The sequence below is a fragment of the Amaricoccus tamworthensis genome, assembly GCF_049800875.1.
Lineage (GTDB): Bacteria > Pseudomonadota > Alphaproteobacteria > Rhodobacterales > Rhodobacteraceae > Amaricoccus > Amaricoccus tamworthensis.
Map to the genome: position 1 here is coordinate 69,347 of NZ_JBNAFV010000012.1, position 23,930 is coordinate 93,276.

The window sequence follows — 23,930 nt, forward strand, 5'->3', positions numbered from 1 at the left end:
AACTGCCGCAAAGCATTGGATCATGGAACCATTATTAAACGAATTCACCCGGTTTCCCTGGCTGCCGATCCAGACCGCCGCCGCCCGCATGATCGCGGCACTTCTGTTTGGCGCGCTGGTAGGCTTTGAGCGGGAATGGCGCAATCACCCGGCGGGGCTCCGCACCCACATGCTCGTCTGCCTCGCCTCGGCCTGCGTCGCGATTCTCGCCATCGAAATCGCCCACATGCCCCCCTTCGACAATGAGAGCACCCGCATCGACCCGCTGCGCCTCATCGAGGCTGTCACCGGCGGCGTCGCGTTTCTTGCAGCGGGCTTCATCGTGTTCACCAACGGTCGCGTGCGCGGTCTGACCACGGGCGCGGGCATGTGGCTCGCCGGAGCAATCGGCCTTGCCTGTGGCCTCGGCGCACTTCACATCGCCGCCCTCGCCACCGTTCTGGCCATTCTCGTTCTGTGGATACTCGGCCACGTCGAGAAAAGCATGGGCGACAGCGACGATCCCGACGGCAAATATGAGAGCTGACCGCGCGGCGGCCTACCCGCCCCGCGCCGCCTCCAGCCGCGCCCGCGTCCCGGGATCAATCACCGGCCCGGCCAAGCCCTGCGTCTCCTGGCGCAGCCGTTCGGCCCGCTCCAGAAGCGCCTGCGCCTCCGCCTCCAGCCGCTCGGCATCCGGGGCCGCATCCGTGACCACCCCGTCGAACCGGCTCGTCGGCACCAGCTCCGCCGGCGCGGCCTCATCCACCGGGCGCGTCGGCTCAAACCGCCCCTCGGGCGGCGGCGCACACGCGACGAGCGCCACCAGGCCGAAGGCCACGGCCGCAACACGCGACGAAAAAGACAACACGGAAATCTGCATGACGCCAGGGGCCCAACTGTACTGTGGAAAAGCCAACAGTCCCGCATTACTATCGAAGGGGAAACGTCTGAACAAGACGCGCGGCGTCGGGGGGAAAAACCATGACCACTGAGGAAGAAACGCAAGATACCCTGTCCGAACAGGGCCATCAGATGGCAACCAACATGGCCGAGGTCTTCGATGTCTCCGGCCGCATCTGGCAGACCTTTCTCGAGGCCCAGATGAAACAGCCCGTGGGCGGCCCGGTCCATCCCGACCCGCTCAACACCTTCCCCACCTTTGCCGAGTTGTACCGCACCATGTGGGACAACCCCCAGGAAGTCGCGGACAAAACCATCGAGTTCTGGAGCGAACAGGCCGCCCTGTGGCAGACCTCCATGCTCAAACTCATGGGCGCCAAGGACGTCCACGACCCGGAACTGCCCCACATGAAAAAGGGCGACCGCCGGTTCGCCCACAAGGAATGGTCCGAAAACGCCCTCTTCGACTACATCAAGCAGAGCTACCTGCTCACCTCCGGCTGGGTCCAGGACACGGTCGGGACCGTGGGTGAAATGGATCCGAAGGAACGCAAAAAAGCCGCCTTCTACACCCGCCAGTTCGTTGAGGCGATGAACCCCGCCAACTTCTTCGGCCTCAACCCGGAGGTTCTGGAGGCCACGGTCGACCAGAAAGGCGAAAACCTCGTTCGCGGCCTGAAAATGATGCTGGCCGATCTCGAACGCGGCAAGGGCAAGCTGCTGATCCGCCAGACCGACATGGACGCCTTCGAGGTCGGCCGCAACACCGCCGTCAGCGAGGGCGCGGTGATCTTCCAGAACGAAATCATGCAGCTGATCCAGTACGCGCCCAAAACCGAGAAGGTGCGCTCCAAGCCGCTGCTGATCATTCCGCCCTGGATCAACAAATACTACGTGCTCGACCTCAACCCGAAAAAGAGCATGGTCAAATGGCTGGTCGAACAGGGCCACACCGTTTTCATGATCTCCTGGGTCAATCCCGACCACCGCCACCGCGACAAAACCTGGGACAGCTACCTGTTTGAGGGCGCCGTTACCGCCATCGACAAGGTGCTCGAGGAAACCAACCAGAAGAGCCTCCACGTCGCGTCCTACTGCATCGGCGGCACCCTGACCGGCACGCTTCTGGCGTGGCTCGGCAAACAGAAGGACAAACGCATCGCCTCCTCCACGTTCTTCACCGCCCAGCTCGATTTCGAGGACGCGGGCGAGTTGCAGATCATGGTGGACGACCAGACCCTGAACGTGATCGACGAGGAAATGGACCAGGGCTACATGCCCGCCAACAAGATGGCCGAGGCGTTCAACATGCTGCGCGCCAACGACCTGATCTGGGGCTACGTCGTCAACAACTACATGCTGGGCAAGGATCCCTTCCCCTTCGACCTGCTCTACTGGAACGCCGACAGTACGGCGATGCCCGCGCGCGTCCATCACTATTACCTTGATGAGTTCTACATCAAAAACAACTTCGCCAAAGGCAACATTCAGGTCCGCGGCGAAACCGTCACCCTGGCCGATATCCAGGGCCCGGTCTATCACGTGGCCACGAAAGAGGACCACATCGCACCCGTGGCCTCAGTCTATCGCGGCGCCAAGGAGATGAAGAAGGCTGATGTGCGGTTCATCATGTCCGGCTCCGGCCATATCGCCGGCGTGGTCAACCCGCCCGCTCTCGAGAAATACCAGTTCTGGACCAACCCCGACATGACCCACGCCTCCCTTGAGGACTGGGCGAAGGATGCAGAGGAAACCGCCGGCAGCTGGTGGCCCGACTGGGACGCCTGGCTCAAAAAACGCTCCGGCCGCCTCATCAACGCCCGCGAACCGGGTGCTACCCTCGGCGTCATCGAACCGGCCCCAGGCTCCTACGTAAAGGTCCGGTTCGACAAGGACTGATATCTAAATGGCAGTCGACCTAAACGGCCTTCATTCGGCCGAAAAAAAGTAATTAATTTAACGCAAGGGCGCTTATTTGAATTATATTTACATCGACGAACACGAAAATGAAAAAGATGGAAGAAGATATACTTCTGCCACCGCATCAGCATACAATGACGAAAATATCTTCGCTTTTCGAGCCGAAATCATCGTACGAGTTCGAGATTCACTTTTTCCTAACGACAACGAAAACACAGTCACTTTTTTGCCAGTTCTGCATGCCTGTAACTTACCCAGAGACCTTGAAGACGACAAGAAAATCGAATTATTTTCCATAGTTTTAGATGTTGCCGCAAATCATAGCGTACGGTTTTTTCGAGTGGGCTATTTCGACGAGTCAATTCAGCACTTTGTTGACAGTAGAGAACGTCGCGTAGAATTTGTATTGTCGAGCATGATGTGGCCAATTCAAAGCAGACTGAGCACCGAACGAGACCCCAAATCTATATATTTTTATGAATTAAACCATGCCGTAAATAGAGTCATGCAGAGCTATAACGACTAAAACTTGCACGAAATGTACTGGCAATCTGAAACAACAAGGGACTCAATCAGTATCCACAATAGCCACGAAGTAATTGGAAAGTTTTATTGCGACAAACAAAATCATCACATGTATGCATCAGATTTTGTGGGTTATGCTCTTGCGCTCAGAGAAAAAGAAAGCCCTACTGAGTTTCAGACGCGAATAATTGAGTTGATCCATAAAGTTGAACACTTGATACTCTATGATGAAATTATTTGGATGAACACTCGGCAATAACCACGTTTCTTAATGTGCCCAATTTATTGGGACGCCTGGCTCAAAAAACGCTCCGGCCGCCTCATCAACGCCCGCGAACCGGGCGCCACCCTCGGCGTCATCGAAACGACCCTTGGCTCCTGCGGAAAAGTCCGGTTCGACAGGGACTGCGAACGACCGGACACGACGCAAACTACCGCAACCGAAAGTTGATCCGGGCTCAGTATTCCTGGATCATAAAGAGTTGCCCGCAACTGTTGATTAAAACACGGATTTTATGCAATAAATCCTGGCCATTGCGATGGTTGATTTTATCGGAGGTTTACTCCGCAGCTTGAGTTGATCGGAAAACGCGCATGACGCAGTCGACCCAGTCAGAAGGTCCGCAGGACACGCCCCTGTCCAACAGCGCCGCATCTTCCCGAAAACTCCCCGACCTGACCGAACGCCAGTGGTACCTGTCCGGCGATCCCGATGAGCCCCATCTGAACCTGGGCGGCGTTCTCGACGACTACGACGGCTCCGGTGTCACCATCGGCATTTGGGATGACGGCATCGAATACACCCATCACGATCTGACCGCTGCCTACGATCCCGACCTCCACGTCACCATCGATGGCGAGGTCCACGACCCCCACGCCCAAACCCAGGCCGCCGTCCACGGCACCGCCGTCGCGGGCATCATCGCCGCCGCGGATAACGGCACCGGCACCACCGGCATCGCCCATGGCAGCCGCATCGCCGTGGTCGACATCCTGTCAGGGACCTCAGACGTCGCGCCCCGCGATAATTTCCACGGGCTGTCAAATTTCGACATCACCAGCCACAGCTGGGGCTTCCTCGAACCCTGGGCCACCGGGGCTGAGGTTCCAATCTGGAAAAACCATCTCGAACGGGACCTGATCCACAGCACCACGGCGGGTCGCGACGGCCTTGGCACGGTCAATGTCTTCGCCGCCGGCAACAACCGCTGGGACGGCGACAACACCAATTCCACCGGCCAGACCCAGAGCCTCCACACCATCACCGTCGCGGGCCTCGATGAGGACGGCACCATCGCCAATTACTCCACCCCTGGCTCCACCATTCTCGTCTCCGCCTTCGGCGAGGACATCTGGACGACCGACCGCACCAGTGCCGAGGGCTACAACACGACGGAAACCCGCAACGGCAACCCCTGGGCCGACTATACCGCCTTCTACGGCACCTCCGCCGCCACACCCCAGGTCTCCGCCATCGCCGCGCTGATGCTGGAGGCCAACCCGGGCCTTGGCTGGCGCGACGTCCAGACAATCCTCGCCGCCTCCGCCCGCCACACCGGCAGCCCCCTCGACGGCAAACGCGGAGATTTCGAGACCGACGACTGGGACTTCAACGCCGCGACCTTCTGGAACGGCGGCGGCCTGCACTACTCCAACGATTACGGCTACGGCCTCATCGACGGCCACGCCGCCATCCGCCTCGCCGAAACCTGGGCGCAGACCTCCACCACTGACAATCTCCTCGTGGACACAGTGGACCAGTGGCGCGGCTCAAAAGACCTGCACGGCAAAACCACCGTCAGCGTCACCTTCGACGTCGACGCCGCCTCCGTGCCCGAGATGGTGGAACTTGAACTCGGGTTCAGCAAAGCCGAACTTCACGACTACCGCATCACCCTCACCTCCCCCTCCGGCACCCGCAGCATCCTCAGCAAACCCTCCCTCGACACCGGCCGCCTCGACACCTGGTCCTTCGCCAGCCGCGAATTCCTTGGCGAGGATCCCGTCGGCGAATGGACCCTGCACATCACCGACCGCGGCTCCGATATCCGCACCGGCAAGCTCGAGTCCGCCAACCTCGTCATCTCCGGCGCCTTCGCAACCACCGGCCGCACGCTCATTTTCACCGATGAGTTCAGCGACCTTGCAGACGGCGGGTTCGGCCACACCAGCGAAATCACAACACAAGACGGCGCCTTCGACACAGTTAACGCCGCCGCCCTCACCACCGGCACAACCCTCGACTTCACCACCGGCACCGGCACCCTCGACGGAGTGACCGTCACCTTGCCCGACGCCTTCGAACGCATCGTCACCGGCGACGGCGACGACACCCTCACCGGCAGCGACGCGGACGAAAGGCTGACCTCGGGCCGCGGCGACGACCACCTCTCCGGCGAAAACGGCGATGACCGCCTCGCGGGTGACGACGGCAACGACACACTGTCCGGCGGCTCCGGCCGAGACAGGCTCGCCGGCGGCCGCGACGACGACCTCCTCCGCGGCGGCTCCGGGTATGACGAGCTGAACGGCAACCGCGGCGACGACACGCTCAAGGGCGGCCGGGGCAACGACGATCTCAACGGCGGCAAGGGCCGCGACCGCCTCCGCGACGGCGAGGGCAAAGACACCCTCCACGGTGGCGACGACGCCGACCGCTTCATCATCGAGACCGACACGGACACCGACCACATCCTCGACTTCACCCCCGGCGAGGACACCATCCGCCTCTTCAACACCACCTGGTCCGCCCTGACCATCACCCGCGACAACGACACAACCTGGGCGGTAGAACACAACACCGACCTGCTCCTTGTCTCCTTGACCTCCCCGGATACCGGCCGCCTCGCCGCCTCGGATTTCGATTTCATCTGAACAGCACCACCGTACGAAAATCGTACGGAAGTCGTAACGAAATTCAATTCCACTGTAACGAAGATTTATTCGAACCAGAAATACAGACAATCGCATTTATTGTTGATTGATCGGAAGATTCAGTGAAAAATACCCCCGTTGTTCTTAAAAAATCAAAATTGCTTTTACGCGATTCCTTGGTTCTATTGGGGGAAATTTAGCATGAGCATCAAAACCACTTCCTCGTCCACGACTCCGGATCTCACCGACCGTCAGTGGTACCTGTCCGGAGACCCCGGTGACCCGCACCTGAATCTCGGTGGAATCACGGAAGAATACGATGGTTCCGGCGTCACGGTAGGCATCTGGGACGAAGGCATCGAATACAGCCACCCGGACCTGAAGCAAGCCTATGACAAGGATCTTCACGTCGTAATCGACGGAGAGGTACACAACCCAAAGGTCAAAGGCTCCGATCACGGTCACGGAACCGCTGTCGCGGGAATAATTGCCGCTGCCGACGATGGTGTGGGAACGGTCGGCATAGCACCGGGCGCCACAATCTCAATGACCGACATTTTGTCACCCAGGTCGAATATCCGGGACAAAGACTCGCTTTACGGACTGTCTGGCTTCGACGTTACCAACCACAGCTGGGGGTACATCAAGGCCTGGGAGGTGGGCGGCGGATACCGCACATGGAAAAAACATCTTGAAAAGGACCTCATTGAGAGCACGACGGAAGGCCGGGACGGCCTCGGTACGATCAACGTTTTTAGTGCGGGTAACGAGAAGTACTGGGGCTTCAACACGAACATAGGCGCGATGGCGCAAACCCATCATGGCATCACCGTCGCCGGCGTGAATACCAAGGGCAAGGTCACGGACTACTCGACCCCTGGCTCCACGGTTCTGGTCTCCGCTATCGGAAATCAGGTTTGGACAACCGATCTGACGGGATCCGACGGGGACAACACCAAAAATCCCGACAACGACAACCCCTGGGCCGACTACACGACATTTCGCGGCACCTCTGCCGCCGCACCCCAGGTGTCCGCCATTGCGGCCCTGATGCTGGAAGCCAACCCCGATCTCGGCTGGCGTGATGTTCAGACCATTCTGGCCGCCTCGGCCCGCCACACCGGCAGCCCGCTCGATTCCGGCAGGCGCAAAAATGAAACGGACGACTGGGACTTCAACGGCGCCGAAAACTGGAACGGCGGCGGAATGCACTATTCAAACGACTATGGCTTTGGCCTCGTCGACGCCCATGCCGCAATCCGCATGGCCGAGACCTGGGACCAGGCGTCGACATCCGACAATCTCGAATCTGAGGCTGTGGACAACTGGTCCGGTAATGAAACCCTCTGGTTATTTGAACCGATTGAAATCTCATTCGATGTGACATCTGACATTTCCACTGAAATGGTCAGCGTCGACCTTACATTCGCCAGAGCCTATCTAAATGCTTACCGCATCAAACTTACATCACCGGAGGGAACAAGAAGCATCCTGAGCCGCCCGATCGATGAACAGCCCTATGAGGACTACAAATGGGACAACTACTTTTATGATGATATTGAGGACCCCTATTGGCTCGAAGACGTGGACGAATGGACGTTCTCCAGTCGTGAATTCCTGGGCGAGGATCCCAACGGGGAATGGACGCTCGAAATAACGGAGCGCATGAATACCTGGGACTGGGCAAAACTCAAATCCGCCGACCTCATCATCTCCGGCGCGGACGAAGCCGACCACACCACCCTCATCTACACCAACGAGTTCAGTGACCTGGCGGATGGCGAGTTTGGGCACAGCGACACAGTCTCATCCCAAAACGGTACGTACACCACACTCAACGCCGCCGCCGTGACCACGAACACCAGGCTCAATTTCGAGGAGGGCGAAGGGCGGCTGGACCGCGTGGAGGTGACACTGCCCGACAGCTTCGCCTCGATCTTCACCGGCGACGGGGACGACCGAATCACAGGCTCCGACGCGGACGAAACCATCTCCACCATGCGCGGCAGCGACCGGCTGAAAGGTAAAGAGGGCGACGACACCCTCAAGGGCGGCGACGGGCGCGACGATCTCAGCGGCGGCCAGGGCAACGACGTGCTGCACGGCGGGAACGGATCGGACGACCTGCGCGGCGGCGCGGACAACGACCGCCTCGTCGGAAACCGCAGCGCCGACACGCTCGACGGCGGCTCCGGTCACGACGGGCTCAGCGGCGGGCGCGGCCATGACATCCTGCGCGACGGCTCCGGATCGGACACCATGCGCGGCGGCCTGGGCGACGACACATTCGTCCTGACGACCGACACGAACACCGACTACGTCACCGATTTCGAGAATGAATCCGACGTCATCCAGCTGCGCGACCTGCGCTGGTCCGACCTTGAGATCGACGAACGCGGCTCGGAGGAATGGGAGGTCCGCTACGATGGCGACCTGCTGCTGGTCTCCGGCGATGCGGACGATTTCACCGGTCTCAGCCGCTCGGATTTCCTGTTCACCTGATGACACCGGAACGCACCCAAAGGCATGCCAGTCGATTCAAAACATCGCTAAACTTGAATCCAGAACGGGCTTAAATTGTTGAAATACAGAATCTTATAGCCCGTTCCTGTTAACCGCATACCCACGCGGAAACGCTATCACCCCCCGGGATTTCCACGCAACCAGCTCCGGGGGGAGATATCATGGCAGGCATCAGGGACGCATCCGCACCGGGGGACGCAATTCCGCGCTCCGTGGTGCCGCGACTGGCATTTTCCCTAATCCTGATCGCCGCATTTCTCTACACCATGCTATTGCAACTGGGCGACGTGGACTGGAACGGGGTGGTCGCCGCCGCCATGGGCATTCCCGCCTGGGCCATCGCCACCTCCCTCGCGCTTGTTGTCATCAGCTACGCGGCCATCTCGTTCTATGACGTCATCGCCATGCGCTGCCTCGGTCACCGGATGCCCAAGGCCATCGCCCTGCGCACCGGCTTTGCCTCCATCGCGATTTCCCAGGCGCTCGGCTTCGGCCTGATCACCGGCACGCTGGTCCGCTGGCGCTTCTACCGCCATCACAGTATCGGCCCAGTTGAGGCGGCCAAGGTCACCGGCCTCGTCTCGGTCGGCTTCATGATCACGCTCGCCGCAATTCTCGCGGCCCTGCTTACGCTGGTGCCCGGCTACGCCTCCGGCCTGACCGGGCTCTCCGACAACATGATCCGCGCCATTGGCTGCCTTGGCCTCGCCACCGCGACCGCCATCTACCTTGCCTCAAGCCTGCGCTGGGGCGGCGAACAAATCGGCTTCTGGCTGCCCCGGCCCCGCGCCATCCGTCGCATGATGGTGTTTACGCTGATCGACGTGGTGCCCGCCGGTCTCGCCTTCTGGGTGCTGCTGCCCGCCGGCACGGTCCCCGACCCGACGCAGTTTCTCGTGATCTACATGATCGCCCTGGGCCTTGCCCTGCTGTCGAACTCCCCGGCCGGTCTCGGCGTCATTGAGACCGCCTGCCTCTTCACCATGCCGGACGTCCCGGTGGAGGCGCTGCTGGGCTCCCTGCTTGTCTACCGCGCGCTCTACTACGGTCTGCCCATGCTCATCGCGGGCGTCATGCTGATCGCGCTCGAAACCCGCCCGGCCAAAGCCGCAGCCCGCACCGGCAACCTGCACGCCGCACCGCTGCGGCCCGGCCCGGAACTGCCCGAGGCGGTCACCCGCCTGCTCGCAAAAAGCCACCGCGCCGAGGCCGCCCTCGCACATCTGGGCGACAAATCCTTCCTGATGAGCCGTTCCGGCAGGGCCTGCCTGATGGTCACGGAAAACGCCAACACACTGGTGGCCTTAAGTGACCCCATCGGCTGCCGCCGCGAAGCCCGCGAACTCGCACGTCTTTTCATCCGCGAGGCCGCCCAGCGCTACCTCGAACCCGCCGCCTACAAATGTACCGGCCGGTTCGCGGCTGAGTTGCGCCGCGCGGGCCTGACCGTCAGCCGCATCGGGGAGGAAGCACTGCTCGACCCGCGCGGCTTCGACATCTCAACCCCGGCCCACCGCTCGCTGCGCCGCAAACTGCGCCAGGCCGAAAAAGCGGGCGTGACCGTTGAGCCGTTCGAGCCCGGCGACATCGCCATCGACGACCTGCTCGCCATCGACACCGCCTGGAAGAACGCGAAAGGCGCCGCCATGGGCTTTTCCCAGGGCTACTGCCGCCCGGACTACCTCGCCCGCTTCGGCGGAATCCTCGCCCGCATCGACGGCAAGCCGGTGGCCTTCGTGACGCTCTGGAAATCCGGCGACGGCCGCGAGGTCTCCATCGACGTCATGCGCAACCTGCCCGACACGCCCCACGGCACCATGCAGTCCCTGATCACCGCCGCCATCGAGCAGGCGGGAGAGGCCGGGGCCCGCAAGTTTTCGCTCTGCGCGGTCTTCCTCAAGGGGCTTGAGAGCGTGCCAGGCCCCGTCGCCCATATCGGCAACCTGCTCTGCGAACGCTACGGCCTGTCGGAAAGCCAGCAGAACCTCGCCCGCTTCAAGCAGCAGTTCTCACCACACTGGCGTCCGGTCTTCATGTGCACGCGCAGGGCCCGCCTGCCCGTCCAGGAAACACTCGCCATCCGCGACCTGATCACCACAACGGTCGACGCGGCCGTGCTGGAACCCGTCCCGGTGCGCGTCAATCCACATCCGCAGTGACCTCAACAAAATGCGCCATGTCCTTTGAACGGTAACGCTTTTTTGCCGGTTTGACCCAAACATGCGGGACCGGTAGTTTTCGAAGTTGTGCAGGGACAAAACAGGTTTTAGTTTTCCTGCGGCTTCCCCGTGGCAGAAAGGAAGGCGCTGTCATGTCACTCAACATGCTGATCGACGCGATGGACACGTCCAAAAACTGCCGGACGGCAGAGGAAAAATGGGCGGGTTACACCGGGACCTTTTTCAAACTGGGCTCCCCCTTCGTCACGATTGGCGAGGCTGACATCAAGACCGGCGAGGTGCTTGGCCTGCAGTCAACAAACCCGCCCTCCTGGTTTGCGCGGTTCTTTGATCAGAACTACAAAACCATCTGCCCGCACGTCCCGCCCGTGGGTGTGCCCGCCCAAAACCTTACCAGATCCAAATGGCTTCTCTCGCAGAACAGGTATCTGCCGGACGACAGCGCTCCGATTGTCCGCGACTACTATGACGACATTGCCCAGTTCGGCTATTCCGCAGCCGTCGGCATTCCCTGTGGCGTTCCCGGCGCGCCCGGTGTGGTGCGCGTCCTTTTGTGCGGCGCCGGCAAGGGGGACGAGGCTTTCGTCGACAGCGATACGTTCCGTTTCCTCACCCTCCTCGCCCCCGTAGCCGCCATCGAGGCAATGCCCCTCCGCGGGGACCACCCCGACATCGTCTACGAGGGAGGCCAGCGGCTGAGCCCCCGCGAGAAGGACGTGCTCTGCCTGCTGGCAAACGGCTACATGAACGCCCGCATTGCCGAGAAACTTCAGATCAGCGAGGTCACCGTCCGCATGCACATGACCTCCGCGCGGAAAAAACTCAAATGCGCAACCCGCGACCAGGCCATGGCCCTGGCCCTCGTGCGCGGCCTCATCCAGATCTGAACCCGGCCGAGCCTCAGAGCATCGCCCAGGCCTGAAACAGCAGACCCGCCGCAAACGATCCGGTCAGCGCAATGCCGAGATAGAGGAAGAACACCGGACGCTTGACCAGGGCAAAGACCGCAACCGCCGCGGGCACGCAGGTCACACCCCCCGCAACGAGGAACGACATCCCCGCCCCCGGCGCCATGCCCTGCCCGATCAGGCCGCCAACCAGCGGCAGCGCCGCATACCCGTTGAGGTAGGCAGGCACCCCGATCGCCGTTGCAATCGCAATCGGCACCGGCCCCGAACCGCCCACCGCCTGCGCCACGAAATCCGCGGGCAGCCAGGCCACCATCAGGCTCTCCAGCACAAACGCCAGCGTCAGCCATTTCATCAGGAACAACGCCGAGCGCATACCTTCACGGGCGAATTTCTCCCGCCGCGCGGGCTCCCGCCAGAATTTCCAGACAACCGGCCGAACCTCCCGCACACTCGACGCGCCGCAGCCGCCATTGCCCACACCTTCGCGCAGCGGATCGACCAGCGCCCCGGACCGCGCCAGGGCATGCACCACAAACCCGCCAAACACACCAAGCCCAATCGCTGCCAGGGTCTTGGCAACCGCAAACTCCGTGCCCAGCATTCCGGCGGTCAGCACGAACATCGACGGGTCCATCACCGGCGAGGACAGCCAAAACGCCATCACCGCCGACGGAGGCACCCCCATCGCCAGCAGGGCCGCAATCAGGGGAATTACCCCGCAGGAACAAAACGGCGAAAGCCCACCGGCCGCCGCCGCAATCAGGATCATCACCCCCGGAGACCCGGTAAAGGCCCGCGCAATCAGCCCGTCCGCACCCGTCGCCCCGGCCCAGGCCGCAATCCCGATGGAGAGCACCAGGAATGGCGCCACCTCAACCAGGTTGCGCGCGGTAAATTCCAGCGAGGTCACCCCCTGCTCCGGCACAAAAACCAGAAGCAGGCCGAGGATCAGCGCCGAAACCAGCCAGACCCTTTGCCGCGCCCAAAGCTGGTGGACCCCGTCCGCCAGCCGCATCCGCATCTGCATCGCCAGTTCAGTCATGCCGCCGTCTCCTCCGCTCCGCCGTCATGGACGCAGTCCACCGCATCGGCACAGCATTCCTCCAACAGAAAATCGACCGTGCCGCGAATGACCGCGTAATCGACCCGGTTCACGATCTGCCGCCCCTGGCGCTCCTGAATGACCAGGCCCGCATCGACCAGGGCCCGCAAATGATGGGCCAGCGTGCTCGGCGCCATGTCGAGGCGTTTGGAAATATCGCCCACGATCATGCCGCCCTCACCGGCCCGCACCAGCAGGCGAAAAACCATCAGCCGCGTCTCATGTCCGAGCGCGGCAAGCGCATGTGCAACGGAATGTTCTGTAACCATGACTGTCAACATAACCACAAAACCGGTTATGTCAATATTTACCCCGACGCGGTCTCCAGCCGGTATTTGCGAAACACCGCGCCCGCGTAATCCACCTCACCCACGAACTCCGCTCCCATACGCCGCAGCGCACCGAGGTTCCGGCGCGAGGGCGGCAGGAGAAACGTCACGAACGGAATGCGCGGATCCGCCCGCGCCAGGTCCAGCGCCCGGCGCGCTATCCGCAGGCCCAGACCAAAGGCATCAGGTTTCAGCACCAGGCCGAAATCCCATTCGTCGCCTTCCTTCTGAAAACCGCCCCAGCCCACGTAGCGCCCGTCCACCAGGATCGCCCAGTGACCCAGCCCGTCGCGCGCCCAGGTGGCCTCCTTGGCCGCCACAAACGCCGCGGTCGCCGCCGCGTCCCAGCGCCGGGTCGACAGAGGCATATGCTCCGCCACCACCGGATCACTCATATGTGTCAAAATATCGCCAACCGGCACTTCGGTCAGCCGCACGAACGCAATCCCGTCCGCGCCGGCCACCGTTACTGTTCCCAGGGCTTACGCGGTTTCACATGCTTGGTCAGCGAGGTGTAATTCGGCTTCTTCCGCCCCTTGTAGGGGTTGTCGCCCGAGCGCAGGAACAGCCGGATCGGCGTGCCCGGCATCTCAAAATCGCGCCGCAACCCGTTGACCAGGAAGCGTTTGTAATCCTCTGGCACCGCCTCGGGGATTGAGGTGAACACAACAAAAGTCGGCGGCCGCGTTTTCACCTGGGTAATATACCGCATCCGAATGCGCCGTCCGCCCGGCGCCGGGGGTGGATGATCGGCAATCTGATCGCCCAGCCAATGATTGAGCTTCGAGGTGGAAATCCTTGTATTCCATACGGAATATGCCTTGGTGATCGCCGTGTGCAGCCGGTCCAGCCCCTTGCCTGTCGCCGCCGACACCGTCACCATAGGCGCACCGCGCAACTGCGGCAGCAACCGTCCAAAAGCCTCGCGCAACTCATTGAGTTTTTGGGGTTTGTCCTCTTCCAGGTCCCATTTGTTCACCGCCACCACCACGGCCCGCCCCTCGCGTTCCGCAAGGTCGGCAATCCGCAGGTCCTGGCTCTCAAAAGGGATCTGCACATCCAGCAGCAGCACCACCACCTCGGCAAACTTCACCGCCCGAAGCCCGTCGGAGACCGAGAGCTTTTCCAGCTTCTCCTGGACCTTCGCCTTCTTGCGCATCCCCGCCGTGTCGAACATCCTGAACGGCGTGCCCATCCATTCCGTGCGCACGGCAATCGCGTCCCGCGTGATCCCTGCCTCCGGCCCGGTCAGCAGGCGCTCCTCGCCGATAATTTTGTTGATCAGGGTCGACTTGCCCGCATTGGGCCGCCCCACCACCGCAATCTGGATCGGGCGGTCATCGGGGATTTCCTCCGCATTGCCGTCCTCGTCCACACTGTCATCGATCTCGTCGATGATGTCGTCCTGGTCGTCCCGTTCCGCATGGGCCTCCATCAGCGGCTCGAGCATCCCGCGCAACTCATCCATGCCATGCCCGTGCTCCGCCGACATGGCAATCGGCTCACCCAGCCCCAGCTCATAGGCCTCGTAAAGCCCCGCCTCCGCGGCCCTGCCCTCGGATTTGTTCGCGGCCAGAAGGACCGTCCGCCCCGCCTTCCGCAGCAGATCCGCCAGCGTCCGGTCCAGCGGCGTCAGACCCGCGCGCGCATCCACCAGGAACAGGCAGGCATCGGCCATCGCCACCGCCCGCTCGGTCAGCCCGCGCATCCGGCCCTGAAGGCTGTTGTCCGTGGCCTCCTCCAGCCCCGCGGTATCAATGACCGTGAACCTCAGCGGCCCCAGCCGCGCGTCACCCTCGCGCAGATCGCGCGTGACCCCCGGCTGGTCATCCACCAGCGCGAGCCTGCGCCCGACCAGACGGTTGAACAGCGTTGATTTGCCCACATTCGGGCGACCAATGATTGCGAGCTTGAAAGCCATGACCACATCCACACATGCCGGGCCCCACGCCACGGCGCCGCACCGTTACCCGTTTGCACCGCCTTTGGCTACCGGATTCACAAAAGCGTGGCTTCCGCTCATCCGCCCATAAAACGAGGGCAGCGCCGGGCGGGACGTCTGACAGGCTCGCTGCACCAACCAACCCCGAGTTACGAAACCCCTCCGCCCATCAAACCAGGGCAGCGCAGAACCTGGTGGCGCAGTGCGCCTCCGGGGGGAGGTTCGGCGCAGCCCGGCGTCACCGCCGGGCGGGACATCTCACAGGCTCGCCCCCAAATAAAACCCCCTTAGAAACCGAAGCCCCCCGGCCAAACTCACCGCGCCAAACCACCGCCCGCCTTCCGACGCCCCCGCGCCCGCTTCGCCGCCCGCACGATCAAAAGACCCAGACCCGCCACCAGGAACAGCGACGTCACCAGACCCGCCGCATCCCCCGCCATATCCGCAAGCTCCGGCAGTCGCTCGGCAAACACAAAGCCGAGATAAACATACACCGTCACCCAGATCGCCTCGCCCAGCGCGTCCCAGACCGTGAACCGCAGCCACGACATCCGCATCGCCCCGGCGATCAGGTTGACCCACGGCCCCAGCGCCGCGAACAGCCAGGTCGAGAAAAACACCCCCGGACCACCCCACCTGTCGACCGTCCGCCGGGCCTTCCCGACAAGCGCCGCCCGCGTCGGATTGCGCTCCAGCCGAGCCACCACCGTCGCACCGCCCAGCCGTCCGATCTGAAACCCGGCCTGGTCGCCCAGGACCGCACTGGCATAGGCCGTCGCCACCACCTGCCACAGCACCAGATCCCCGGAGGCGGCAAACGCCCCACCGGCCAGCATCACCGCAAATGTCGGGATCGGCATCGCCAGACAGGACAAAAACGCCGACACGGCCACGACCGGCAGACCAAAGGTCGAGACAAATCCGAAAAACAGCTCATCCATCCGGCCGGTCCCGATACGCCTCAATCGCCTCGTAAACCTCGGCGCTGAGCTCGTGCACGTCCCGCCCCTGCTCCTGCGCGATCCGCTCCAGCGTCGGCCGCCCACCGCCACGCCCGCCAGGCGCCAGACCCAGCGCGGTATCCACCACCTCGGGCGGCACGCTCCAGGACCGGGCCACATAGCGCGGCGTCATCCAGCCTGCGACCGGCTGATCCACGTGCCGCGGATCGGCCCAGTAGATCACCCCGGCCGTAAACCTGAACAGAAACACCGCCGACGCCAGCAGCGCCAGCCCAAAGGCCAGGCTCAAAACCCTGTTTTGCCTGATAAACCGCAGCACCCGTCCGCTCCCGTTCCACCGGCCCGCAGATGCCCGCACCGACCGGCCCGACCGGGCCTAGCGCAGTGCGTGCAGCTGCCCCTCGGTGCCAACCACATACATCACGCCCCCGGCCACAACCGGCGACGCGGCCGCCCCGTCGGGCAGCGCAATCTCGGCCACCTGGCGCCCGTCCACCGGATCAAAGGCCCGCAGCATCGCGTCCCCCCCGGCAATCCACAGCCGCCCACCGGCCAGAACCGGACCGTAATGGGGAATGGCCAGATACGGCGTCTTCTCATTGCCAAACCAGCCGGTATTCGGGAACAGCTGCGGCAGTGTCTGGGACCAGATCACCGACCCGTCCGCGGCATTAAGCCGCACCAGTTCCGCCCGGTCCGACACGATAAACAGTGACCCGCCAACCGGCCATGCCGGCCCGTAGGCACCCTCCACCGCGGTCCAGATCCGCTCACCGGTGGATTTGTTCACCCGGATCGTGCGCCCGTTCTGGCTCGACGCGGTGACAAAGCCGCCAGAGATCACCGGATCACCGGATATGTCATTGATCTGCCCGCGCGCCAGCGTGCCACGCCCGCCGGTTATTGCCGTGCCCCACTGCTGCAGCCCGGTGCGCGGCGACAGGCCCAGAACCTCGCCGGTGGAAAACGGCACCACGGCCACTGAGCCATCCACCGCGATGGACGCCCCGCCCAGAAGACCGGCGGACCCGCCATAGCCTTCCTTTTCCCACACGGTCTCGCCACTGCCCGCATCGAGCGCCAGCGCCGTGTCATTGCGCAACACCACATACACCCGGCCATCGCGCACCGAAGGGGCCGAGCGGATCGGCGCATCAAACTGCCGCCGCCAGCGCACCTGACCCGTCGCCGCGCCCACGGAAATGACCTCGCCAAAACCCGTGGTTACAAACAGGCTTCCGCCCGCCACGGCCATACCGCCGCCAAAACCGTTCTCGGGGTCCTGCCCCTCCGGCACCAGCCCGGCGGTCCAGACCCGCGCCCCGGAGGTGTTGTGTGCCGAGACGCGCACATGGCTGTCCATCACGAAAATCAGCCCGCCCGCCACGACCGGGGTCGTGGTGATACGGTTGCGCTTGTCGTCGCCCTGACCAATATCGGCGGTCCAGCGCATCTGCGGCACCGGCGCCAGCGCCGCATGCACCCGTCGCCCGTCAGCCGAGCCGTTTGCGTGGGTCCAGTCCTGATTGGCCACCGGGGCGGGCAGCGATATGGGGCGCGCCCGCGCCGCCAGATCCGCCTCGATCGCGGCCTCATTGGGCCGCACCGGCTCGCGTTCGCCCTGAATGATAGGATCGTCGTCGGCACATCCCGCCAGAAGACCCGCAACCAGAACCGTCAGCGCGGCACGCCGCACCCGTCCGGCTCCAAAACCACGCGACACCCGGATCATGCCATCAACCTTCCGGAACCGTCAGCCCGCCAGGGCCACCGCTCACCGGAACCGCACCACCGGCCGCCACGATCAGCTGCCGTGCCCGATCCATCAGAGCCTGGGTTGCACCCGGCTCCTCCAGGATCAGTTCCAGATCGGGAATTGCCGCCGCGCTGTCCCCTTCCTCAAGGTAGTAAAGCGCCCGCTGCTCCAGAGCCAAAGGCCGGAACGGCGCGTTCGGATCGGTCAGCCCCTGCAAAATCGCCAGCCGCTCGGAAGACGGCAGCTCAGACCCCATCAGCATCACCCGCCGCAGGGACGCAACCGACTGCAAAATGGGCGAAACCTCGGGATCAACGGACACCGCCGCCAGCACCTCTGCAGCCCCGGCCTCATCGCCGGCCTGCACCAGGCTTCCGGCCTGGGCGATCCGGGCAAACCCGGCGGCGGAGGGATTGGCATTGGCAAATTCCGCAATTTGCGCAGCCCGTTCCGCGGGATCCTCAACCTCCATCGCCACACGCAGGGCATCCCCCGCGGCCTGGGCTTCGGTCTCGGCACGGTATTTCAGCCACTCATTGGCCCCGGCACCACCAACAATGAGCACCAGAACCAGCCCGATCAGCCAGCCCCATTTGCGCAGGAAAGCATAGAGACGGTCCCGCCGGACCTCCTCGCTGACCTCGTGCATAAAGGAATCAGTTTCTTCGCTCAATTTCTTCTCCGACCCGATGGTCCGCGCGGTATACAGGCGCACCCCCAAACTGCCAAGCCCGATCGTCCCGGACCCTCGCCAGCGGGCGGATGCACGGCCAGCCCCGCCGCTTACGCAAGTAGCAGTGCCAGCGCCAGCCCTCCCGACCCGGTGGATGAACGCGGAGTCAGCCCCGCCGCCTTCGCGAAAAGCAGTGCCAGCGCCGGACCGGGGGGCCGGCGCCCCAAACACCCGTACGACGCGATTTCATGCCGCCCCATACCCCTTCCCTCCGAACCCGGTACCAACGTCATCATGCGCCGGCCCTCCGGGCCCGGTCCGGCGCAGGCACGGCGGGGCTGAAGCCCCTCTGTTCCGTGCCCGTAGCCGCGCCGCATCAACCGTCGACAAACGTTAATTTGGACTCACAACAACGATCACAGTCGTCATTTGGCCACGAATGACCGGCAAATCGGCTTCCCGACCTAAATTAACCCCGGTCCCAGGCATCCACCGGCCGCGTCACAGCAACAGCACAGTGCCTTCTCTCCAACACCCATAATAATCCAAAGTCTTTTGCCATCCGTAATTTGGTGTTAAATTGGCCTGCGTCAGGCCGGTACGTTACGGCGGGGGCGTCAGGGACATGGGTAATTTGGCGGAACGGGGCCCAGGCCTGGCCGTCCGGTGATGGAGCGGTGGATGCGTATTTTTTCTGTGCTGAGCGCGGTCGTGGTCGGACTTCTGCTCTATGTCTTCATCATGGAGCGCGACCTCCTGCGCGCCATGGCCGGGGCCGAAACCGCCCCCGCGGAGGAAACCGCCGAGACCGACACCCTGTCCGAGGCCGTCGCGGTTGTCGCCATGAAATCAACGGCCAGCACGGTTGAAAGCGGCCTCGTCCTGCGTGGCCGCACCGAGGCCATGCGCCGCGTCGAGGTCCGGGCCGAGGTCACGGGCCAGGTCGTCTCCGAGCCCATCCGCCGCGGCAACATGGTTGAGAAGGGCGACCTGCTCTGCCGCCTCGACCCCGGCACTAGGCCCGCGGCCCTCGCCGAGGCCCGCGCCCGCTACCTCGAGGCCGAAGCCAACAGCAAGGCCTCCGAATCCCTTGTTGAGCGCGGCTTCACCTCCGAGACCACCGCCATCGGCAACCGCGCCGCCCTTCAGGCCGCCCAGGCCCTGATCGAACAGGCCGAGCGCGAAATAGCCCTGCTGGAAATCCACGCGCCCTTCTCCGGCCTGCTGGAAACCGACACCGCCGAGCTTGGCGAGCTGCTCCGGCCCGGCTCCGAATGCGCCACCATCATCGACCTCGACCCGATCAAACTGATCGGCTTCGCCCCCGAGCGCTCCGTGGACGAGATCCGCGTCGGCGCCCAGGTCGGCGCGCGGCTGCTGACGGGCCAGGAATTCATGGGCGAGGTCTCCTTCGTCTCCCGCTCGGCGGACCCCGAAACACGCACCTTCCGGGTCGAGGCCACCGTGCCCAACCCCGACCTTGAGATCCGGGACGGCATCACCGCCGAAATCCTCGTCTCCCTCTCCGGCCGCGACGCCCACCTCGTCCGCCAGTCCGCCCTTACGCTGAACGACAGCGGCGAGCTTGGCATTCGCGCGGTCGATGGCGACGTGGCCCGCTTCATGCCCGTCACCGTGATCCGCGACACCGCCGACGGCGTCTGGGTCGCGGGCCTGCCCGATGAGGTCGACATCATCATCGTCGGCCAGGAATTCGTAACGGACGGCCACCCGGTCATACCGACCTTCCAGGGAGACATGTAATGACCGGCCTCGTCGACTGGGCCACCGCGCGCGCACGCACCATCGTGGCGCTGGTCCTGCTGTCGCTCGCGGCAGGCATTACCGCCTATGTCTCCCTGCCCAAAGAGGGCGAGCCGGACATTGAAATCCCCGCCCTCTTCATCTCCGTCCCCTTCCAGGGCATCTCCGCCGAAGACAGCGAAAAACTCCTCGTCAGGCCCATGGAAACCGAACTCCGCGGCCTTGAGGGGCTGAAGAAAATCTCCGCCACCGCCGCCGAGGGCTATGCCGGTGTGGCGCTCGAATTCGACTTCGGCTGGGACAAAACCGCCATTCTGGCCGACACCCGCGACCGCATGGGCCGCGCCCAGGCCCAGTTCCCGGACGGCGCGGACCAGTACACCATTACCGAGCTGAACTTCTCCGAGTTCCCCGTTCTCGTCATCTCCCTCTCCGGCGACGTGCCCGAACGCACCCTGCTGCGCGTGGCGAAGGAGCTTCAGGACGAGGTCGAAAGCCTCTCCGGCGTGCTGGAGGCGGGCCTGGCCGGGCACCGGGATGAGATGCTCGAGGTGCTGATCGACCCGCTCAAGCTCGAGGCCTACAACGTCACGGCCGATGAGCTGATCACCGTCGTCACCCGCAACAATCAGCTGATCGCGGCGGGTGAGGTCGAGGTCCCCCAGGGCTCCTTCGCCGTCAAGATCCCCGCCGCCTTCGACGGCCCCCAGGACGTCTACGACCTGCCCGTGAAGGTCAACGGCGACAGCATCATCACCCTGGGCGACCTGGCCGAGATCCGCCTCACCTTCGAGGACCGCGAGGGCACCGCCCGCTTCAACGGCAACCCGACGGTGGCCATGCAGGTCGTCAAACGCAAGGGCGAGAACGTCATCGAGACCGTCCAGACCGTACGCGACACCGTTGAGGAAGCCCGCCAGACCTGGCCGCCGGAACTGCAGCAGTCCGTCCGCGTCAACTTCTCCATGGACACCAGCAAGGACGTGGAAAGCATGGTCCAGCAGCTTCAGGGCTCGGTCCTGGCCGCCGTCTGCCTCGTCATGGTCGTGGTGCTGGCCTCGCTCGGCACCCGCTCCGCCCTGCTGGTGGGCTTCGCCATTCCCACCTCCTTCATGCTCTGCTTCGCCCTGCTGGCCGTGTTCGACATCTCCGTCTCGAACATCGTCATGTTCGGGCTCATCCTCGCGGTGGGCATGCTCGTGGACGGCGCCATCGTGATCGCCGAATACGCCGAACAGCGCATCGACGCGGGCCAGGGCCCCATGCGCGCCTACGCGGAATCCTCCAAACGCATGTTCTGGCCCATCATCTCCTCAACGGCCACGACCCTCTGCGCCTTTCTCCCGATGCTGTTCTGGCCCGGCGTCGCGGGGCAGTTCATGGGCAACCTGCCCGTCACACTGATCTTCGTGCTCTCAGCCTCGCTCGTTGTGGCCCTGATCTACCTGCCGGTGCTGGGCGGCATCGCCGGACGCCTGTCGCGCTCCATGGAACACGGCGCCGAATGGCTCCACGACAACATCCCCACATGGATCCGCGCGCTCCTGCTCATCCCCGGCGCGCTGGCCCTGCTCGCGGGGCTCGGTCTGCTGGTGCATCACACGCTGGTGCCAGGCTTCCTGCTGATCACCCTGGGCTGCCTCGGCCTCTCCCTGATCGGCAGTTCGCTGCGCCATGTCAAAATCCCGCCCGTGGGGAAAGCCGGCTACCGCCCCAACGCCTTTGGCCGGGTCATCCGCTTCCTCACCGGCAACCCGGTCATGCCCTTCGTGGCCATCGCCGCCGTGATCTTCTTCGTGATCTCCGTCTTCTCCTATTTCGGCACCCACAGCCGCGGCGTTGAATTCTTCGTCTCCACCGAACCTGAACGGGCCATCGCCTATGTCCGCGCCCGCGGCAACCTGTCGCTCGACGAGAAGGACGAACTGGTGGCGCAGGTCGAGGACGTGGTCGCGGACACCCCCGGTGTTGCCTCGATCTTCGCCTTCGCGGGCTCCGGGGGACTGGCGGATTCCATCGGCTCCTCCGGCCCGCGTGATGCCATCGGCCAGGTCCAGATCGAGCTGGAGCCCTGGGAAAACCGCGGCTCCGGCCACGAGATCCTGGCTGAAATCAACGACAAACTCAGCCAGATCCCAGGGATCCGTGCGGAAATCTCCGAGGCCGCCCAGGGTCCCGGTCAGGGCAAACCGCTTCAGCTGCGCCTCTCCGGCCCCGACTGGGACGCGCTCAAATCCACCGCCGAAATGGTCCACGGGCATTTCGCCTCCATGGAGGGCCTCGTCGACACCGAGGACACCCTGCCCCTTCCCGGCATCGACTGGCAGATCGATGTGGACGTGGCCCAGGCCGGACGCTTCGGCGCGGACGTTGCCACCGTGGGCGCCATGGTCCAGCTCGTCACCCGCGGCCTCACCCTGGACACCATGCGCGTCGACAGCTCCGACGACGAGATCGACATCCGCGTCCGTCTGCCGGAGGAATACCGCGTCCTCTCCACCCTCGACAGCCTGCGCGTCCGCACGGCACAGGGCCTCATCCCGCTCGCCGCCTTCATCGACCGCGAACCCGTGGCCTCGCTCGCGCAGATCGACCGCTACCAGGGCCTGCGCTATTTCGACGTGAAGGCCGACATCCCGCCCGACGGCAATGCCAACGCCCAGATCGCCCTGGTCACCGAATGGCTGGAAAACGAGGCCGAGCTGCCCCCCAGTGTTTCCTGGGAATGGACCGGCGACCAGGAGGACGAGGCCGAGGCCCAGTCCTTCCTCATGGTGGCCTTCTCCGCCGCCCTGGGCCTGATGTTCATCATCCTGCTGACCCAGTTCAACTCGTTCTACAATGCCGTCCTCGTGCTGACCGCCGTGGTGCTCTCCGTGACCGGCGTTCTGATTGGAATGCTGGTGATGGACCAGACCTTCTCCATCATCATGACCGGCACCGGCATCGTGGCTCTGGCCGGGATCGTGGTGAATAACAACATCATCCTCATCGACACCTACCAGGAATACGAGCGCTACATGCCGCCGCTCGAGGCCATCGCCCGCACCGCCGAGGCCCGCCTGCGCCCCGTGCTTCTGACCACCATCACGACGATGGCGGGCCTTTCGCCCATGATGCTCGGCATTTCCATCGATTTCGCCCAGGGCGGCTATTCCATAGATTCACCCGCGGCCATGTGGTGGAAACAGCTCGCCACCGCGGTGGTGTTCGGCCTTGGCCTCGCCACCTTCCTCACCCTGATCGTCACACCCGCGCTGCTCGCCATCCGCGTGTGGCTGTCCTCCGGCGTGAAGGCCCTGCTCATCGAAATCGGCATCCGCCTTGGCCTGACCTCCGACCGCGTCAAACGCGACCGCGCCCTGCGCAAACTCGCCCGCAAATCCGAGGCGCGCGATGTCGACTGGACCACACACCCCCCCGCCCACGCCACCCCCGGCGACCACCAAAGAGCCGCCGAGTAACGCCGTGCCTGCGCCGGACCGTGGGAGGGCGCACCCAACAACCGGGCGACGCGATTTCATGGCGTCATGTACTTGTCACGCCTGGACGACGCGAAAACTCCAACGATGCGCCGTCCCTGGGGG

General features: G+C 63.7%; 17 protein-coding genes. 8 read left to right on the forward strand and 9 right to left on the reverse strand.

Annotation, left to right across the window (positions count from 1 at the left end):
• The first annotated feature begins 22 nt into the window (after positions 1-22).
• Complete coding sequence (locus tag ACP15P_RS16640; protein ID WP_424929582.1) at positions 23-526, forward strand: MgtC/SapB family protein; 504 nt, start codon at positions 23-25, stop codon at positions 524-526.
• A 12-nt stretch (positions 527-538) separates the two neighbouring features.
• On the opposite strand, the gene ACP15P_RS16645 is transcribed toward ACP15P_RS16640, so the two are convergent.
• A complete protein-coding gene (locus tag ACP15P_RS16645) occupies positions 539-862 on the reverse strand; it encodes a hypothetical protein (protein ID WP_424929583.1) in 324 nt (107 codons plus the stop codon).
• Between the two features lie 101 nt (positions 863-963).
• Between ACP15P_RS16645 and ACP15P_RS16650 the strand changes: the two genes are divergently transcribed.
• The 5 genes from ACP15P_RS16650 (at position 964) to ACP15P_RS16670 (ending at position 11,791) form a co-directional block, all read left to right on the forward strand.
• Positions 964-2,781, forward strand: a complete 1,818-nt coding sequence (locus ACP15P_RS16650) for a PHA/PHB synthase family protein (protein ID WP_424929584.1) — start codon at positions 964-966, stop codon at positions 2,779-2,781.
• 1,140 nt (positions 2,782-3,921) lie between these two features.
• A complete protein-coding gene (locus ACP15P_RS16655; RefSeq protein ID WP_424929585.1) occupies positions 3,922-6,201 on the forward strand; it encodes a S8 family serine peptidase in 2,280 nt (759 codons plus the stop codon).
• 201 nt (positions 6,202-6,402) lie between these two features.
• Positions 6,403-8,703, forward strand: a complete 2,301-nt coding sequence (locus ACP15P_RS16660; protein WP_424929586.1) for a S8 family serine peptidase — start codon at positions 6,403-6,405, stop codon at positions 8,701-8,703.
• 182 nt (positions 8,704-8,885) lie between these two features.
• Positions 8,886-10,883, forward strand: coding sequence for a phosphatidylglycerol lysyltransferase domain-containing protein (locus ACP15P_RS16665; RefSeq protein ID WP_424929587.1), 1,998 nt, complete (start codon positions 8,886-8,888; stop codon positions 10,881-10,883).
• 152 nt (positions 10,884-11,035) lie between these two features.
• Positions 11,036-11,791, forward strand: a complete 756-nt coding sequence (locus ACP15P_RS16670) for a helix-turn-helix transcriptional regulator (protein ID WP_424929588.1) — start codon at positions 11,036-11,038, stop codon at positions 11,789-11,791.
• Between the two features lie 13 nt (positions 11,792-11,804).
• Here the strand turns inward: ACP15P_RS16670 and ACP15P_RS16675 are convergent, their stop codons facing one another.
• From ACP15P_RS16675 to ACP15P_RS16710, 8 genes are all read right to left on the reverse strand, one after another.
• Positions 11,805-12,857, reverse strand: a complete 1,053-nt coding sequence (locus ACP15P_RS16675) for a permease (RefSeq protein WP_424929589.1) — start codon at positions 12,855-12,857, stop codon at positions 11,805-11,807.
• Complete coding sequence (locus ACP15P_RS16680) at positions 12,854-13,186, reverse strand: ArsR/SmtB family transcription factor (protein WP_424929590.1); 333 nt, start codon at positions 13,184-13,186, stop codon at positions 12,854-12,856. Before ACP15P_RS16680 ends, ACP15P_RS16675 begins: the two co-directional genes overlap by 4 nt.
• 38 nt (positions 13,187-13,224) lie before the next feature.
• Positions 13,225-13,641, reverse strand: coding sequence for a hypothetical protein (locus ACP15P_RS16685; RefSeq protein WP_424929655.1), 417 nt, complete (start codon positions 13,639-13,641; stop codon positions 13,225-13,227).
• Between the two features lie 71 nt (positions 13,642-13,712).
• Positions 13,713-15,167 carry a ribosome biogenesis GTPase Der gene (gene der, locus ACP15P_RS16690; protein WP_424929591.1) on the reverse strand — a complete coding sequence of 485 codons (1,455 nt, stop codon included), beginning with the start codon at positions 15,165-15,167 and terminating at the stop codon, positions 13,713-13,715.
• A gap of 335 nt (positions 15,168-15,502) precedes the next feature.
• The gene (locus tag ACP15P_RS16695) at positions 15,503-16,129 is read right to left on the reverse strand and encodes a DedA family protein (protein WP_424929592.1); all 627 of its coding nucleotides are present in this window, start codon (positions 16,127-16,129) and stop codon (positions 15,503-15,505) included.
• On the reverse strand, positions 16,122-16,469 hold the full coding sequence (locus ACP15P_RS16700; protein WP_424929593.1) for a hypothetical protein: 348 nt from the start codon (positions 16,467-16,469) through the stop codon (positions 16,122-16,124). Before ACP15P_RS16700 ends, ACP15P_RS16695 begins: the two co-directional genes overlap by 8 nt.
• Positions 16,470-16,526: 57 nt before the next feature.
• The gene (locus ACP15P_RS16705; protein WP_424929594.1) at positions 16,527-17,882 is read right to left on the reverse strand and encodes a PQQ-like beta-propeller repeat protein; all 1,356 of its coding nucleotides are present in this window, start codon (positions 17,880-17,882) and stop codon (positions 16,527-16,529) included.
• Positions 17,883-17,886: 4 nt separating this feature from the next.
• Positions 17,887-18,579 (reverse strand): tetratricopeptide repeat protein, encoded by a 693-nt coding sequence (locus ACP15P_RS16710; RefSeq protein WP_424929595.1) that lies wholly within the window; start codon positions 18,577-18,579, stop codon positions 17,887-17,889.
• A 681-nt stretch (positions 18,580-19,260) separates the two neighbouring features.
• On the opposite strand from ACP15P_RS16710, the gene ACP15P_RS16715 reads away from it, so the two are divergent.
• The gene (locus ACP15P_RS16715) at positions 19,261-20,343 is read left to right on the forward strand and encodes an efflux RND transporter periplasmic adaptor subunit (RefSeq protein ID WP_424929596.1); all 1,083 of its coding nucleotides are present in this window, start codon (positions 19,261-19,263) and stop codon (positions 20,341-20,343) included.
• A complete protein-coding gene (locus tag ACP15P_RS16720; RefSeq protein ID WP_424929597.1) occupies positions 20,343-23,807 on the forward strand; it encodes an efflux RND transporter permease subunit in 3,465 nt (1,154 codons plus the stop codon). Before ACP15P_RS16715 ends, ACP15P_RS16720 begins: the two co-directional genes overlap by 1 nt.
• Positions 23,808-23,930 lie beyond the last annotated feature (123 nt).